The 15,916-nt window shown below is 44.3% G+C and carries 13 protein-coding genes; 3 read left to right on the top strand and 10 right to left on the bottom strand.

Annotated features, from left to right (window positions below):
- Positions 1-50: 50 nt before the first annotated feature.
- The gene (gene surE / locus AAEO56_RS05595; RefSeq protein ID WP_341696040.1) at positions 51-830 is read right to left on the bottom strand and encodes a 5'/3'-nucleotidase SurE; all 780 of its coding nucleotides are present in this window, start codon (positions 828-830) and stop codon (positions 51-53) included.
- A 146-nt stretch (positions 831-976) separates the two neighbouring features.
- Here surE and AAEO56_RS05590 point away from each other — a divergent pair, with 146 nt between their 5' ends.
- Both AAEO56_RS05590 and AAEO56_RS05585 read left to right on the top strand, forming a co-directional pair.
- Entirely contained in the window at positions 977-3,157 is a 2,181-nt protein-coding gene (locus AAEO56_RS05590; RefSeq protein WP_341696039.1) for a carboxy terminal-processing peptidase, read from the top strand.
- 6 nt (positions 3,158-3,163) lie between these two features.
- Positions 3,164-4,264: an ABC transporter permease gene (locus tag AAEO56_RS05585; protein WP_341696038.1), complete on the top strand. Its 1,101-nt coding sequence runs from the start codon at positions 3,164-3,166 to the stop codon at positions 4,262-4,264.
- A 162-nt stretch (positions 4,265-4,426) separates the two neighbouring features.
- Here AAEO56_RS05585 and rodA read toward each other — a convergent pair whose 3' ends face one another.
- The 6 genes from rodA to purH form a co-directional block, all read right to left on the bottom strand.
- A complete protein-coding gene (gene rodA, locus AAEO56_RS05580) occupies positions 4,427-5,683 on the bottom strand; it encodes a rod shape-determining protein RodA (RefSeq protein ID WP_341696037.1) in 1,257 nt (418 codons plus the stop codon).
- 1 nt (position 5,684) lies between these two features.
- On the bottom strand, positions 5,685-7,550 hold the full coding sequence (gene mrdA / locus AAEO56_RS05575) for a penicillin-binding protein 2 (RefSeq protein WP_341696036.1): 1,866 nt from the start codon (positions 7,548-7,550) through the stop codon (positions 5,685-5,687).
- Positions 7,547-8,056 carry a rod shape-determining protein MreD gene (locus AAEO56_RS05570; protein WP_341696035.1) on the bottom strand — a complete coding sequence of 170 codons (510 nt, stop codon included), beginning with the start codon at positions 8,054-8,056 and terminating at the stop codon, positions 7,547-7,549. The genes mrdA and AAEO56_RS05570 overlap by 4 nt, the downstream gene beginning before the upstream one ends.
- The gene (mreC, locus tag AAEO56_RS05565) at positions 8,049-8,876 is read right to left on the bottom strand and encodes a rod shape-determining protein MreC (RefSeq protein ID WP_341696034.1); all 828 of its coding nucleotides are present in this window, start codon (positions 8,874-8,876) and stop codon (positions 8,049-8,051) included. The genes AAEO56_RS05570 and mreC overlap by 8 nt, the downstream gene beginning before the upstream one ends.
- 11 nt (positions 8,877-8,887) lie before the next feature.
- Positions 8,888-9,916, bottom strand: a complete 1,029-nt coding sequence (locus AAEO56_RS05560; protein WP_341696033.1) for a rod shape-determining protein — start codon at positions 9,914-9,916, stop codon at positions 8,888-8,890.
- 61 nt (positions 9,917-9,977) lie between these two features.
- The gene (purH, locus tag AAEO56_RS05555; RefSeq protein ID WP_341696032.1) at positions 9,978-11,501 is read right to left on the bottom strand and encodes a bifunctional phosphoribosylaminoimidazolecarboxamide formyltransferase/IMP cyclohydrolase; all 1,524 of its coding nucleotides are present in this window, start codon (positions 11,499-11,501) and stop codon (positions 9,978-9,980) included.
- Between the two features lie 155 nt (positions 11,502-11,656).
- Here purH and AAEO56_RS05550 point away from each other — a divergent pair, with 155 nt between their 5' ends.
- Positions 11,657-12,907, top strand: coding sequence for an ABC transporter permease (locus AAEO56_RS05550; protein ID WP_341696031.1), 1,251 nt, complete (start codon positions 11,657-11,659; stop codon positions 12,905-12,907).
- Positions 12,908-13,273: 366 nt separating this feature from the next.
- Here the strand turns inward: AAEO56_RS05550 and accD are convergent, their stop codons facing one another.
- The 3 genes from accD to AAEO56_RS05535 form a co-directional block, all read right to left on the bottom strand.
- The gene (gene accD, locus AAEO56_RS05545) at positions 13,274-14,128 is read right to left on the bottom strand and encodes an acetyl-CoA carboxylase, carboxyltransferase subunit beta (protein WP_341696030.1); all 855 of its coding nucleotides are present in this window, start codon (positions 14,126-14,128) and stop codon (positions 13,274-13,276) included.
- An 80-nt stretch (positions 14,129-14,208) separates the two neighbouring features.
- Positions 14,209-15,276 carry a class II fructose-bisphosphate aldolase gene (fbaA, locus tag AAEO56_RS05540; protein ID WP_341696029.1) on the bottom strand — a complete coding sequence of 356 codons (1,068 nt, stop codon included), beginning with the start codon at positions 15,274-15,276 and terminating at the stop codon, positions 14,209-14,211.
- A 178-nt stretch (positions 15,277-15,454) separates the two neighbouring features.
- Positions 15,455-15,880: a DUF7832 domain-containing protein gene (locus tag AAEO56_RS05535; RefSeq protein WP_341696028.1), complete on the bottom strand. Its 426-nt coding sequence runs from the start codon at positions 15,878-15,880 to the stop codon at positions 15,455-15,457.
- Positions 15,881-15,916: the final 36 nt, after the last annotated feature.

Here is a 15,916-nt window from a genome sequence, read left to right as displayed (position 1 = left end):
AGTTTATAGGCGATAAAATTAAAATACTATATGAAATTATAACTTATCAATCAGCTTTTATTCAAATTCCAACCATTAAGCCCCTGTATCGCATGGTGCGCGGTAAGGTCAAATTGTACAGGTACCATCGAGATGTAGCCATTCGCCAAAGCCCATTCATCGGTGTCCTCGCCATTGTCAAGGTTGACGAACTTGCCGCCCAGCCAGTAATAATCGCGCCCCATCGGGTTGGTACGTTTATCAAAACTTTCTGCCCACATCGCTTTTGCCTGGCGGCACACCTTTATGCCTTTGATGTCTTTCTCCTGTAGTTTTGGGAAGTTCACGTTCAGGATAACGCCTTCCGGCAACCCTTTCTCCAAAACCTGTTCTGCAATTTTTTTAATGAAAGGCTTTGCAGGTTCAAAATCGGCATTCCAGTTATAGTCCAGAAGGGAAAACCCAATGGCGGGAATACCCTCGATACCGGCCTCGACAGCCGCGCTCATTGTGCCGGAATAAATAACGTTGATGGAAGAGTTGGACCCGTGGTTCACACCGCTAACGCAAAGGTCGGGCTTGCGGTGCAGTATCTCGTTTACGGCGAACTTCACGCAGTCTACAGGCGTTCCGCTGCAGCTGTATTCGGTCTCAAGGTCTGGGTCTATATTTACTTTGTTGATATAGAGGGTGCTGTTGATTGTGATGGCATGCCCGGTAGCCGATTGCGGGCTGTCCGGCGCGACCACGACCACATCGCCTAACTGCTTCATTACCGATATAAGTGCGCGTATGCCGGGAGCCGATATACCGTCGTCGTTCGTAACCAATATCAAAGGTTTTTTCTTCATAGCTATGACAGAATTAAAAATAAGTATTGTACTTTTACGTTTGCTAAATTACGCAATTTTGCAAAGCCTGCCTTTTGATGAAGTTTTTTTGGATTGATGAATGTTTGGCACGCTTTTTAATGTAATGTTGATAATACGATAATCTAATGAATGCCGTTATAAAGTTTATGAAAAGAAATTATAAAATAGTTATAGTTGTCGCTGTGCTTTCAGTGGCGCTATGGAGTTTTATGCCCGGTAAGCCGAAAAAAGCCAACGATCCCGAAAAGGATAAACTGCTTCTCGAGCTCCTGACGTTTGTAATAGAGAAAGGCCACTACGACCCGGCTGCAATTGACGATACATTTTCTAAAGGCGTTTACAAAAGCTACCTGCAGCAAATAGACCCTTCCAAAAGGTTTTTTACCCAGGCAGATATCGATGAGTTTTCAAAATATGAAGACAAGATAGACGATATGATCAACGAAAGGGACCTGACGTTTTTCGACCTTACTAATGAAAGGTTGTTAGACAGGATCAAGGAATCTCAGGGCTTCTATAAAGAAATATTAGCTAAGCCTTTCGACTTTACTAAAAACGAGGATTATAGTGTTGACTATGATAAGCAGCCTTACGTAAAAAATGATGCCGAGCTGAAGGAGCGTTGGGAAAAACAACTGAAACTATCGGTATTGTCAACGATTACCGATAAGCAAAAGCTACAGGAAGAAGTGGCGAAGAAAAATACTGATAAAGCATCCGAACCGCAAAAATCATTTGCTGATCTTGAAAAAGAAGCACGTGAGTCTACCCTTAAGTCACTTAATGATTACTTCACTTTTATGAAGGACTTCAAGCGCGACGAATGGTTCAGCATTTACCTGAATGCCATTGCAGAGCGTTTCGACCCGCATACCTACTACTTTGCACCGGACGATAAAGAGAAATTCGATACCAGCATGAGGGGTTCCCTTGAAGGTATTGGTGCAAGGCTCCAGAAAAAAGGCGATTATATTGAGATATCAGAATTGATTCCGGGCGGCCCGGCATGGAGGGGCAAAGACCTGGAGCAGGGCGACCTTATCATGAAAGTAGCGCAGGGCACTGGCGATCCGGTTGATATTGCAGGTATTCGCCTTGACGATGTGGTTAAAAAAATAAAAGGGCCAAAAGGTACCGAAGTGCGTCTTACCGTTAAAAAAGTGGATGGCTCTATAAAGGTTATCCCGATTATAAGGGAAGTGGTAGAGATCGAGGAAACCTACGCTAAATCGAGCGTGGTGAACAAGGATGGTAAGCTTTACGGCATCATCAACCTTCCGAAATTCTACATTGACTTTGAAAATAAAGACAGCCGTGATGCAGCAAAAGACGTTGCGCTTGAAGTGGAAAGGCTAAAACAACAAGGGGTTGAAGGTATCATCATGGACCTTAGGGATAATGGTGGTGGCTCTTTAAAAACGGTTGTTGAGATGGCCGGGCTGTTTATCCAGGATGGGCCTGTTGTTCAGGTAAAATCGAAAGAAAAGAAAAAAGAAGTGCTTAACGATACCGACTCAAAAGTGCAGTGGGATGGGCCTCTTGTAGTGCTTGTAAATAATTTCTCGGCTTCGGCATCAGAGATATTCGCAGCAGCCATACAGGATTACCACCGCGGGCTTATATTGGGCAGCAAGCACACCTACGGTAAAGGTACAGTGCAGAATATCATCGACCTGAACCAGTTTGTAAGGGGCAATTCGTTGGGCGACCTTGGTGCGCTTAAAACAACTACTCAGAAATATTACAGGATAAACGGCGGGTCTGTACAAAGGGAAGGCGTTTACAGCGATATCATCATGCCGGACAGGTATGCTTACATCGACATGGGCGAGCGCGATACCGACAATGCCATGCCTTATGATAAAATTGATGCAGCCAACTATAAAGCGGTGAAAAATAACTTTGAAGGTGTTATTGCCAACAGCAAAAGAAGGATGTCAGTTAACCCGCAATTCAAACTGATGGATGAGAATGCGAAATGGGTGAGCGAGAAAAAAGACGACAATACCTACAGCCTGAATGCAGACAAGTTTAAAGCTGAGGTTGTGAAAATGGAAGCAACAACCAAAAAATTCAAGGCACTTAACGACTATAAGAACAGCCTGAAATTTGAAGCCCTGCCTTACGAAAAAGAGATCTTCAAGAAAGACCCTTCTTTGGCAGAGAAAAAAGAAAGATGGTATGAAAGTTTGTCAAAAGACATATATGTAGAAGAAGCGTTGAATATCCTTAACGATATGCAGCCGAAAGCTTCAGGTAAAAGTGCGGCCAATGTTCAGAAGCCGTCACTTGGCAAAACAAAATAATGATTGATGGATAAAGCAAATCAATCGCTTACAGGCTTAGCGCTCCAAAAATTCAAAAAGAATTTTTGGGGCGTTTTAAGTTTAGTGTTTATTGCAATCCTGGTGTTCATTTCGATTTTTGCCTATGTGCTTGCACCTGATAAGACAAAGGATGCCAACTGGGGCGACCTTTCCATACATTCTAAATCACCGGGCTTTACCGTAAAGATGCTTCATTTCCCATCAGACGGGATGACATTCGGGGAGTACTTTACCGGAAGGGAAACACCCGAACAAAAAATCCCCATCCTGAGATATGAGGTCAAGGGGGACAGCCTTACCTACTACGACTATACCGACGAGCCTTCGCTTGCGGTTTCCAAGACCATTCCCCTTTCCGATTTCGGACCTAAAGCTACTGCACAAACCGTTGCCAACGACTATTTAAAAGACCAGAAATTTATCCTCGGCACCGACAGCCAGGGGCGCGACCTCCTGAGCCGCCTTATGGTAGGATCAAGGGTTTCAATCGCTATAGGATTTGTGGCGGTATTCATTTCGCTGTTGGTCGGGATTTTCTTCGGGGCGATTGCAGGCTACTATGGCGGCAAAGTCGATGCGTTTGTAATGTGGCTTGTCAACATCATCTGGTCAATACCCACGCTGCTGCTGGTTATTGCCATCACGCTGGCGCTTGGCAAAGGCTTCTGGCAGGTTTTTGTGGCCGTAGGACTCACCATGTGGGTTGAGGTTGCAAGGGTCGTAAGGGGGCAGGTGATGAGCATTAAGCAGATGCAGTTTGTCACTGCAGCTCGGGCGTTAGGTTACCGCAATTCGAGGATTATCTTTAACCACATACTACCTAACAGCATGGCGCCGGTAATCGTTATCTCGGCAGCCAATTTTGCGTCTGCCATATTAGTCGAAAGCGGCCTGAGCTTCCTTGGACTTGGCGCGCAGCCGCCGATACCAAGCTGGGGCGGAATGATAAAAGACCACTACAACTACATTATATTAGGCAAGCCTTACCTGGCACTTGCTCCCGGAATTGCGATGCTTTTATTGGTACTTGCCTTTATGATGGTGGGTAATGCACTGCGGGATGCACTGGATGTGAAGAGCGAGTGAATCGATTGGCCTCACCCCAACCCTCTCCAAAGGAGAGGGGGCAGCTTCACTCATGCTGAATACTTTGTTCGATATGTTATCCTCAAGAAATCAGTGCATATCCTTCCAATCGGCTTTATCCGTGTTCCCTTCTGAAAACTGCGACTGCGACTGAAAACTAATCTACCACTCATTCACCTTATTCGCATCCATCTTAATAAAGACGAACAGCAATATGGTGAACGCCCACAGGCTCGATCCTCCATAGGAGAAGAAGGGTAGGGGAACACCAATTGTTGGGAACAGCTTGATAAGCATTGTTATATTCACAAAGAAGTGTGTGAAGAGAATGGCCGCGACACAATAGCCATACGTCCGGCTGAATTTTGACTTTTGCCGCTCGGCGAGGTATAGAATACGGAGCAATAATGTTACAAATAGTCCAATTACAACCAAAGCGCCCACAAAGCCCCATTCTTCACCCACAGTAGTAAAAATGTAGTCGGTATGCTGCTCCGGTACAAAGCCTCCTTTGGTCTGCGTACCTTCCAGATATCCTTTGCCCAGCCATCCGCCGGAACCTATCGCAATCATCGACTGGTTAAGGTTATACCCTTCGGCCTGTTGGTTCACATCTTTGTCAAAAAGTACATTTATGCGGTCTTTTTGGTGGTCTTCGAGTACGTTTTCATAAACATAATCGACCGAGAAGACAAAACCGCTTATCCCTACGAATATGAGCGTGGAAAGTATAGGGTTGCGGAAAGCCCTGCGCGTAAGTATGAACTGCACAATGATGATTACCAATGCAGCCCCCACTATAAAATAAGGCTTTACTAATAACGCCAGCAGGAAAAGCAATATTGCCACAGCACCGGTAGAAAGGTACCAGCCCGGCAGCCCTTCGCGATACAGCACAAGGAAAAGCGATGCAAATATCATGGCGCTGCCAGCATCGGGCTGCATCATGATTAGTAGTACAGGAAGTATTAGTATGGCAAATGCCAAAAGCTGGTGGTTAACTTTTTGCAGGTTTATCTGCACATCGCTGAGGTATTTCGAGAGCAGGAGTGCGGTGCCTATTTTGGCAAATTCCGAGGGCTGCATACTGAATCCGCCAAAGGAATACCAGTTCGTTTGCCCCTTTATGGTCTTACCTAATACAAACAAACCCGCCAGCAGCACGAGGCCTAGTGCGTAGAATACAAGCGCGTACTTTTCATAGATCTTGGCGTCAACAGTAAGCACTACGATAATAAGCGGGATGCTGGTCATGATGAACATGATCTGCTTGCCGTATATCTGCCCTATATCAAATATAGAAGTAGTCTGGTCGGGCAGTGAAGCCGAGTAGATTGTCATCCAGCCCATGCCAACCAGTAGTGCATACAGCAGGATGGTTATCCAGTCCAAATTCCCTACAACGCTCTGGTTCTTCATTTTAGTTATTAATCGAAAAAGGCTGCCCGCTCGTTACTTTGGCATATTCTGCCTTAAGCCCCTGAGTCAGCATTTTGGTTTCAAGATCGGTACGGGATATGGTTCCCTTCAGGTATTTCTCAATCATTAGGCTGGCGATAGGGCCTGCCCAGCGTGCACCCCAATAGCCATTTTCTACAAATACGGCAATGGCGATCTTCGGGTTGTCGCGTGGTGCGAAAGCCACGAAAATAGAGTGGTCGCTCAGCTGTGTCCGCACGCCGTTTATCTTGGTGAAGTTCTCTGCCGTCCCTGTCTTTCCGCAAATTTCAATACCTTCAACTCGTAGCCCGCGTGCGGTTCCGAGATTGTACACATCGAATAGTCCATCGATCACCGGCTTGAAATACTGTTTGTCGATAGTGGTAACATGTTTTGTCCTGAATTTTTTGTCTATCTCACGGCCTTCTATTTTCTTGATCATGTGTGGCGTGTAATAGTATCCCTCATTCGCTACTGTTGCCATCATGTTCGCAAGCTGTATAGGTGTCATTGATACCTCTCCCTGCCCAATAGAGTTGGATATAATGGTAGAGCTTCTCCATCCGCCATTAGGATAAAAACGCTTGTAAAATTTAGAATTCGGTATGTGCCCCTTACGTCCCGGAGGGAGGTCATAACCCAGGAATCCTCCAAGCCCGAAGCTCTTCAGGTGGCTGCTCCAGGCATCAACGCCATAATCCGGTTTAGGGTACTTGTCTATCGTGAGTTTAAAAACATTGGCAAAGTAGGCATTGCACGATTTGTAAATACCATTGTGCAGTTGTATAGCACCGCCCGGGCAGTGGCATTTCATAAAGGCACCACGTCCGTAAGAAAAGCCGTGGTTACAGATAAACGTGCTGTTTTCATCGATAACTTCTTCCTGCAAGCCTACCAGCCCCGAAAGGATCTTGAACGGCGAACCGGGAGGATATTCTGCCAATAGCCCGCGGTCGAACAGCGGCATGGCGATAGTGTCATTATACATTGCAGTGTAGTTCTTTGAACGCTCACGACCCACTAACAGTGCAGGGTCGTAAGACGGTGCGGTAACCAAAGCCAGTATTTCGCCTGTTTTTGGTTCGATCGCAACAATACCACCGCGTTTTTCGAACATCAGTGCCTCACCATATTTTTGAAGTTCGGCATCAAGCGACAGGGTGATGTCCTGTCCCTGTATAGCGATAGTATCGTATATGCCGTCTTTAAACGAACCGATCTCTCTGTTAAACCGGTCTTTCTGGATATATTTTACGCCCTTAACGCCGCGCAAAATTTCTTCATACATTTCCTCAACTCCCTGTTTTCCAATATAATCGCCACTTTTGTAATACGGGTTACTTTTAATTATGGGGTCGTTTACCTGCTGTATGTACCCAAAAACATTCGCTCCTACATTTACCTGGTAATCGCGCAGGGAGCGCTTCACGATATCAAAGCCCTTGAATCTTCGAATCTTTTCCTGGAAAGCGGCAAATTCCTTTTTACTCAGCTGTGGCAAAAATACCGATGGCAGCTTGTAGCTGTATACTTTTGCTTTTGCAACCCTTTCTTTAAAGTATTCTTTCGAAATGTTCAGCAGTTTGCATATCTCTAAAGTGTCGGTGCCTGTTTTAGGCATATCATTGGGCGTAACCATGATATCATAAGACGGTTGGTTTGCCACCAGCAGTTTGCCATGGCGGTCATAGATATAACCCCTTTCAGGATATTCATATTTGATCTTGATGGCATTATTCTCAGATTTCTTGATGTAGGAGTCGTCAAGTATCTGCAAATAAAAAAGCCTTGCCACTATCAGTAATGTTGCGGCAATTATAACTGCTGGCAGTAAGATCTTTCTCATTGTTGTTTGCCCGGCTTAATTAAGTAAATAATAATGATGCAGGTGATTAAGGTAAACACGGTGGTTAGCAGTGTCCGCACTAAAATATCCAGTATAAGGCTGAACCTGAATATCTCCAAAAGATATAAAATTAAATGATGCGTTACAACAGAAATCAGGATAAAAGAAAATCTTTCGGGGGAAAGGCGGTCGTTTATCCGTACGGTCTGGTATTCGTAACTGATACCGAAGGAGAACTTAAAGAACACAGGACGAAGATAGGCCAGCGTTACACAAGCCACAGCATGTGCCCCGCCCGAATTCATGAACATATCCAGTACAAGCCCTAAAAAGAATGCCGATACCAAAAGTCCGGCCTTATTGCCATTAACAGGATAAAGCAGGATAAAAAGGATATAGGGATAAGGGTCTATAAAACCAAAAAGGTCAATATTGTTGCATACTACAACCTGTAGCGCAAGCAAAAGTATAAACCGGACTATATTTATGATGACAGTACTATTCATTCCCCGTAGTGGTTTCCTCCAGCTGTATTATTTCTTTTCTGTCTTTGTTCTCTATCACATACACGTGGCCCAGGCTGGTCATATCGTTAAACAGCTTTATTTCCAGTGTATAATAATTCGTTTTTTTGTCAACATATACTTTTTCGATAATGCCTACAGGGATATTCTCCGGGAATATTCTAGATTCTGCCCCGGTAACTATCGTGTCGCCTTTTACAACTGTGGCCAGGCGCGGAACATCGGTAAGCTGTGCAAAACCGGTGTTTTTTCCATTCCATGTCAGGGTGCCTATATGGTTGTTCTTCTTGATCTTTACCGGTAGCCTGAACTTAAGGTTCAATACGCTGATAACGGTAGAATAGCTATCTGATGTATTTTCGATAACGCCAATAATACCCAGGCTGCTTACAACCCCCATATCCTTGCTGATGCCATCTTTGCTTCCGCTATTAATCGTGAGGTAATTTTCGTACACGTTGTAGGAGTTCTTAATAACTTTTGACTGTATCACCTTGAAATTGCCAACTCCCGGCGGTACTTTTACCGGAGGTACATTAGCGGTGTCCTGTGTGTTGTAAAGCAGTCGTTTCAACTGTGCATTTTCGGCGGCAAGCGCATCATTCTGCGATTTCAGGTTCAGGTAGGCCTCTACGGTATTTATCTGTTCATACACATAGCCGGTCATGGCATTCGCCGAAGACACAGCGCGGCTCTTATGGTAGGAGTGCGACTGTATAGTGAGCGTTAATGATATGCCCAAAAGCAGCAAAAACAGTAATAAGATACTGTTTTTAAATATAAAATTAAATATTTGCTGCATCGGTTACCCCTTTATTTTATAAGTATGCTCCTGAATTTTTGTATATTTTTTAGCGCCATTCCCGTTCCGCGTACAACGGCCCTAAGCGGGTCTTCGGCAATGTAAACCGGGAGGTCTGTTTTTTGCGATATTCGTTTATCAAGCCCCCTTAGCATCGATCCTCCGCCGGCAAGGTAAATACCTGTGTTGTAAATATCGGCAGCAAGTTCGGGAGGTGTTTGCGATAAGGTTTCCATAACGGCATCCTCTATCCGCTGTATCGACTTGTCAAGCGCTTTGGCGATCTCACGGTAAGAAACATCTACCTGTTTCGGCTTACCGGTAAGAAGGTCACGACCCTGTACCGACATCTCTTCAGGAGGGGTTTCCAAATCTTCGATGGCTGCCCCTATGGTGATCTTTATCTTTTCTGCGGTGCTTTCCCCAACAAAAAGGTTGTGCTGGGTCCGCATATAATATACAATATCATTGGTAAATACGTCACCGGCGATCTTAACCGACTTGTCGCATACAATACCGCCAAGCGCGATAACCGCGATCTCGGTAGTACCACCGCCTATATCCACGATCATGTTTCCTTTAGGTTGCATGATGTCTACCCCAATACCTATTGCCGCTGCCATCGGCTCATGGATAAGGTACACCTCTTTGCCGTTTACCCTTTCGGCCGATTCCTTAACTGCACGCATCTCCACTTCTGTAATGCCCGAAGGGATACAGATAACCATGCGAAGGGCCGGCTGGAATAAACGTTTCTTGAGTGCAGGGATGCTTTTTATAAACATCTGAAGCATCTTTTCAGATGCATCAAAATCGGCAATAACACCGTCCTTAAGCGGGCGTATGGTTTTTATGTTTTCATGGGTCTTACCCTGCATCATGTTGGCTTCCTTGCCCACGGCTATTATTTTGCCGGTTACGCGGTCGCGTGCCACTATAGACGGGCTGTCGATGACTACTTTGTCGTTATGGATGATAAGGGTATTTGCGGTACCAAGGTCGATGGCAATGTCCTCGGTCATGAAGTCAAAAAATCCCATACTGGTGTATTATATTAAGGTTCTGTATTAAAAATAGTTTAAGCCTACAAAAGTAGTAAAATTAATGTTTAAAATGACGGGTTCCTGTAAATACCATTGCAACATTATTTTCGTTGCAATAGTTGATGCTTAACTCATCTTTTATAGACCCTCCTGGCTGGATAACGGCTGTGATGCCGGCTTCTTTTGCAAGTTCTACACAGTCTGGGAACGGAAAGAAAGCATCGCTGGCCATAACGGCGCCATTTAGGTCGAAGTTGAAGGAAACCGCTTTCTCTATCGCCTGCTTCAGGGCATCAACGCGGGAGGTCTGTCCTGTGCCTGCCGCAAGCAGCTGCCCGTTCTTTGCAAAAACGATCGTATTCGATTTGGTGTTCTTGCATATTTTTGAGGCAAAGATCAGGTCTTCAACTTCCTGTGTAGTAGGAGATGTTACGGTAACGGTCTTTAGGTGTGCTGCATTGTCGGTAACGGTATCTTTATCCTGTACGAGCAATCCGTTAAGGCAGGTGCGCACCTGTTTCTGCGGAAGCGCCACTTCATGCTGCACCAGTATGATCCTGTTTTTCTTCTCCTGTAGTATCGCTGCTGCATCGTCATCATATGCAGGTGCTATAACCACTTCGCAAAACAACTTAGTTATTTCTTCGGCTGCGGCCTTGTCAATTTTTGCATTCGATATCAACACACCGCCAAAGGCCGATGTCGGGTCTCCTGCAAGCGCATCAAGGTACGCTTCTTTCACCGTCCCCCTTGTAGCTATCCCACAGGCGTTGTTGTGTTTCAGGATGGCGAATGTCGGGCCGTCATTCTTGAATTCATTGATAAGCGTTACCGCGGCATCTACATCAAGCAGGTTGTTGTACGACAGCTCTTTGCCGTGGAGTTTGGTGAACATTTTATCAAATTCGCCAAAGAAAAACCCTTTTTGGTGCGGATTCTCGCCATAACGAAGCTCCTGGCCATTGCCAACGCTTTCTTTATAGAAGGTTTCCTCGGTATTGAAGTAGTTGAATATTGCAGTATCATAATGCGAAGAAACGTGGAAGGCCTTTGTTGCGAATTGTTTGCGTTCTTCTAAAGTTGTGCCGCCATTGTTTTGTGTAAAGGTGTCAAGGAATAGCGAATAGTCGTCAACCGAAGCTACAATCACGGTGTCCTTAAAGTTTTTTGCCGCAGCACGTATCAGCGAGATCCCGCCAATATCTATTTTCTCTATGATGTCGGCTTCAGACGCGCCCGAAGCCACTGTTTTTTCGAAAGGATAAAGGTCTACGATAACAAGGTCGATCTGCGGGATGTTGAATTCTTTCATTTCCTGCACGTCACTTTCGTTATCCTGTCGGTTCAATATGCCGCCGAATACTTTTGGGTGGAGCGTTTTTACTCTTCCGCCAAGGATGGAGGGGTAAGAAGTTACATCTTCAACCGGCACTACGGGGATGCCAAGGTCTTTTATAAACGATTCGGTTCCCCCTGTAGAGTAGATGGTTACCTCGTGTTCGTGTAGTTTTTTTACAATAGGTTCAAGCCCTTCCTTATCAAATACTGATATCAGTGCCGATGAAATTTTACTTACGCTCATGTTGTTGTGTGTTTTGAAGTTGCAAAAGTAGTTATTACAGGCTTAACATTAAAAAAGGCCATGCCTAAATTTGAGTGATTTTTTAAAAATTTATTGGTTTATAACACGGGGTTTTTAAAAAAATGCAGAATTTTACGCAAGTCAATATTATAAGTATGCTGCTATACCTCCGTTTGTTAAAAGAAAGCCTTGCATTTGCCATGAATGCGCTAAGGAATAACATGCTCCGTACGTTCCTTTCGCTCCTTGGCGTTACCGTTGGGATATTCTCGATCATAGCGGTGCTCGCTGCTGTCGACTCGCTCGACAGGAAGATCAAAGCCGATATGAGTAGTGTGGATAAAAACACCATGTACCTAAAACGGTTCTCTTTCGGGCCATCTGAAATACCCCGCTGGAAACGCGAGCAGTTCCCGGATGTAAGCTATGACGAATATCAATACCTTAAAGGGGCAGTAAAATCGGCGCAGGATATGGCCTTCCAGATTTTCACTAAAAACGAAACGGTAAAGTATAACGACGAGTCGGTAAGCAGTATTAACATGGTGCCGGTTTCTTTTGAATTTTCCAATATCCAGAGCGTTAAGATCGAGCATGGACGCTTTTATAATGAAGCGGAATCTAACTCAGGTTCCGGTGTTGCTGTAATAGGCTACGAAATAGCGCAAAAGCTTTTCGGGAATGAAAACCCGCTCGAAAAAAAGATACGCGTATACGGACGGAAGCTCACGGTAATTGGCGTGATCGAAAAGCAGGGGGCGGGCACCTTTGGGCAAAGCAATGACACATCCATATTTTTTCCTGTAAATTTTTTAAGGAAAATGTATGGCGACCATAACGACTTTATGACGCCCGTGATCGTGATCAAGCCTTTTCCCGGAGAAGAAGCCGAAGCGGTAAAAGCCGAAGTGGGCCAAAAGCTCAGGGCTTACCGGGGGATTAAAAATGGAGAGATTGACAATTTCATGATCGATATACTTTCCGGCTTTACCGATCTTATCGACCAGATGATAGGAATGATGAATATGGTAGGGTGGGGTATCAGCTTCTTTTCACTATTGGTGGGAGGTTTTGGTATTGCCAATATTATGTTCGTATCTGTAAAAGAACGCACCAACCTTATTGGTATCCAGAAAGCGCTTGGTGCCAAGAATAAGTTCATACTATTCCAGTTCCTTTTTGAGGCGATAATACTTTCGGTGATAGGAGGAATTGTGGGGATGCTGCTTGTATGGGGTATGACAATACTGCTCACGAAAGTTTTTGAGTTTGAATTTGTGCTCGGTCTCGGCAATGTGATTATAGGAACCGGGCTGGCTACTGCAATCGGACTCGTGTCCGGAATACTTCCTGCTATTTCAGCTTCGCGACTGGACCCTGTAGAAGCTATTCGCAGCGGCATGTAAAAAAATGCGATACGGTACTGCCCCCAATACCGTATCGCTAAAACAATTTTATAAAATTGCTGGAAGAATATATTCTCTTGCTGATATATTCGGGTACAAACTAAACACTTTTATGTCAGAAAAAATACTTTTTAGTATAGACAAAACCGCGACAAAAATGTATTTCACGCTGTTTTTCATGCAAATTGCGACAAAATTGAGTGGAAGGGTATTTGTAGGAGGACTTATGTCGTATCTATAACATTCAACTACTTGAAACCAATAAAATGCGTATACACAATCATTACACGAAAATCGGCGTTAACAATATAGTCTGTGTCATGCGTGTTCCCATAAAAAAATCCCGCTATTTGCGGGATTCATTTCTTATCGTACTGGTTGATTCTGTATCAGGTCCAGGTAGAGGTTTATTTTGTCTTTCAGTTCTTTTCTCGGGGTTATAAAATCCAGAAACCCATGTTCAAGCACGAACTCTGCGGTCTGGAAGCCTTCAGGAAGGTCTTTTCCGGTAGTGTCTTTTACAACCCTTGGGCCTGCGAAGCCTATCAGCGCGCCCGGCTCAGAAATGTTCACGTCGCCAAGCATGGCGTACGATGCGGTAGTACCACCTGTTGTAGGGTCGGTACAGAGTGAAATATAGGGTATCCCGGCATCGGCAAGTTGTGCCAGCTTGGCCGATGTTTTGGCAAGCTGCATAAGTGAGTAGGCTGCTTCCATCATCCTGGCACCCCCGGATTTGGAGATCATCAGGAACGGAATTTTATTTTTGATAGAATAGTCTATGCCACGTGCAATTTTTTCTCCAACCACAGCGCCCATAGAGCCGCCGATGAAAGAAAAATCCATACAGGCGATCACAATGTCTTTGCCTTTTGATTTTCCTACGGCTGTCCTTACGGCATCCTTCAGTTTGGTTTTCTCCATAGCATCTTTAAGCCTGTCTCCATACTTTTTAGTGTCAACAAACTTCAGTGTGTCTTTGGATGTCATGTCCTTATCCAGCTCCTTGAATTCATTATTGTCAAAAAGGATATTAAAGTATTCCTTACTGCCAATCCTTACATGGTAGCCATCTTCCGGGCTTACATAAAAATTCCTGGCAAGCTCTTCTGCATCTATAATTTTACCCGTTGGCGATTTGTACCATAATCCTTTGGGTACATCTTTTTTGTCTTCGGTAGCTGTTGTTATCCCTTTTTCCGTTCTTTTAAACCAAGCCATAATTCTTTTGGATTTATGGGTTGTCAGTTGCCGGTTCTAAGGAAATCCCATTAACCGGCAGCGATCAACCATCAACTATATTATAATGTATTCACGTTGTTTAGGTCGGCAAAAGCCTGCTCCAGCCTTTTGTTGAAAGTCAGTTCACCTTCCCTTACCCATTTCCTTGGGTCATAATGTTTTTTGTTTGGCGACTCCGGTCCGTCAGGGCTGCCTATTTGTGTTTTCAGGTAGTCAATTTTGCCTACCATATAATCACGGATACCTTCGGTAAATGCAAATTGCAGGTCGGTATCAATATTCATTTTGATAACACCATACGAAATAGCTTCCCTGATCTCCTCAAGCGTAGAGCCTGAACCACCGTGGAATACAAAGTCTACCGGGTTAGGCCCTGTGTTGAATTTGTTCTGTACATATTCCTGTGAGTTCCGTAGGATCTTTGGTGTAAGCTTTACGTTACCTGGTTTGTAAACACCGTGTACGTTTCCGAAAGCAGCTGCGATAGTGAATTTATCAGATACTTTACTAAGTTCTTCGTAGGTGTGTGCTACCTCTTCAGGCTGGGTGTAAAGTTTTGAGCTGTCAACATCAGAGTTGTCAACGCCGTCTTCCTCACCGCCGGTAATACCCAATTCGATTTCAAGGGTCATGCCCATTTTGCTCATTCTTTTAAGGTATTGCACGCAGATCTCAATGTTTTCTTCGAGAGGCTCTTCCGAAAGGTCAAGCATGTGTGAGCTGAACAATGGTTTTCCTGTTTCGGCAAAATGTTTTTCGCTGGCATCAAGAAGGCCGTCAACCCACGGAAGCAGTTTTTTCGCGCAATGATCGGTATGTAGTATTACTGTTGCACCATACGCTTCAGCAAGGGTGTGTATGTGTTTTGCACCGGCAATGGCTCCAAGGATGGCTGCACGCTCTCCCTCATTAGAAAGTCCTTTACCCGCGTTGAAAGCAGCGCCGCCGTTTGAGAACTGGATAATTACAGGGGCCTTTAGCTTTGCCGCTGTTTCAAGGACACCGTTTATGGTGCTTGAACCGGTTACGTTTACCGCCGGAAGGGCAAAACCTTTCTCTTTGGCATATTTAAAGATCTCCTGAACCTGGTCTCCCGTAGCTACGCCGGGCTTAATATTATGGGCCATTGTTTTTTGGGTTTTAAAAAATTGATTTACAAAAATAGTATTTTTATTTTGAGACAGTTGAAATTTTCGATAAATATGATGAACTGTATAGCGGATAGTTTGGAAGATAACGTTTAAGCTAAAGGTAGCGCTAAACCATGAGTCACTAACTTTTGTGCACTGTTATACATCTGGTATATTACCTGTTTTTCCATTCACTATATCGTTTTGTGATTATGGGGGCAATTAAATCATAGTTTTCCCGGTTGTCTTCAACATGATATAAGGTTCCATACTTGTTGAAAACTTCAGTATAATCATCAATATATTGCCTGTAACCATTTTCATCGGAATAATAAAAATTTGCAAACAGATTGCCTTCCTCATTTAAGTCTTCCGGCCAAAATTTACTGTCACATTCTTTAATTAAAAAGTCCCTGCCTGTCATCAGGCGATCTTTTACTTTTTCAATTAACCTTACAGGGCTTTCAGTATGTAATGCCCCTATTAAATCATTATTGATCATCCAGGCGAGAAACATCCCGATATGGGTACCGCCATTTTCAGGATGCAGTTCCGGTGGAAAATTATTTCTTGAATGCCAGTCAATTTTATCGTATGTCATAACTCATATTTATTTTATCGACGCTCAATTCTGTCC

The sequence above is a fragment of the Flavobacterium arundinis genome, assembly GCF_038289855.1.
GTDB classification, from domain to species: Bacteria; Bacteroidota; Bacteroidia; order Flavobacteriales; family Flavobacteriaceae; genus Flavobacterium; species Flavobacterium arundinis.
Note: the sequence above shows the minus strand (reverse complement) of the source record. Positions and strands in the feature narration are given on the sequence as shown.

Bases quoted from the DNA above. Each gene is read 5' to 3' on its own strand.
- fbaA (WP_341696029.1), bottom strand. From the start codon at position 15,276: ATGGCCCATAATATTAAGCCCGGCGTAGCTACGGGAGACCAGGTTCAG.
- mreC (WP_341696034.1), bottom strand. From the start codon at position 8,876: ATGCAGCAAATATTTAATTTTATATTTAAAAACAGTATCTTATTACTG.
- surE (WP_341696040.1), bottom strand. From the start codon at position 830: ATGAAGAAAAAACCTTTGATATTGGTTACGAACGACGACGGTATATCG.
- AAEO56_RS05550 (WP_341696031.1), top strand. From the start codon at position 11,657: ATGCTGCTATACCTCCGTTTGTTAAAAGAAAGCCTTGCATTTGCCATG.
- AAEO56_RS05590 (WP_341696039.1), top strand. From the start codon at position 977: ATGAATGCCGTTATAAAGTTTATGAAAAGAAATTATAAAATAGTTATA.
- mrdA (WP_341696036.1), bottom strand. From the start codon at position 7,550: ATGAGAAAGATCTTACTGCCAGCAGTTATAATTGCCGCAACATTACTG.
- purH (WP_341696032.1), bottom strand. From the start codon at position 11,501: ATGAGCGTAAGTAAAATTTCATCGGCACTGATATCAGTATTTGATAAG.
- AAEO56_RS05560 (WP_341696033.1), bottom strand. From the start codon at position 9,916: ATGGGATTTTTTGACTTCATGACCGAGGACATTGCCATCGACCTTGGT.
- accD (WP_341696030.1), bottom strand. From the start codon at position 14,128: ATGGCTTGGTTTAAAAGAACGGAAAAAGGGATAACAACAGCTACCGAA.
- AAEO56_RS05585 (WP_341696038.1), top strand. From the start codon at position 3,164: ATGGATAAAGCAAATCAATCGCTTACAGGCTTAGCGCTCCAAAAATTC.
- rodA (WP_341696037.1), bottom strand. From the start codon at position 5,683: ATGAAGAACCAGAGCGTTGTAGGGAATTTGGACTGGATAACCATCCTG.
- AAEO56_RS05535 (WP_341696028.1), bottom strand. From the start codon at position 15,880: ATGACATACGATAAAATTGACTGGCATTCAAGAAATAATTTTCCACCG.
- AAEO56_RS05570 (WP_341696035.1), bottom strand. From the start codon at position 8,056: ATGAATAGTACTGTCATCATAAATATAGTCCGGTTTATACTTTTGCTT.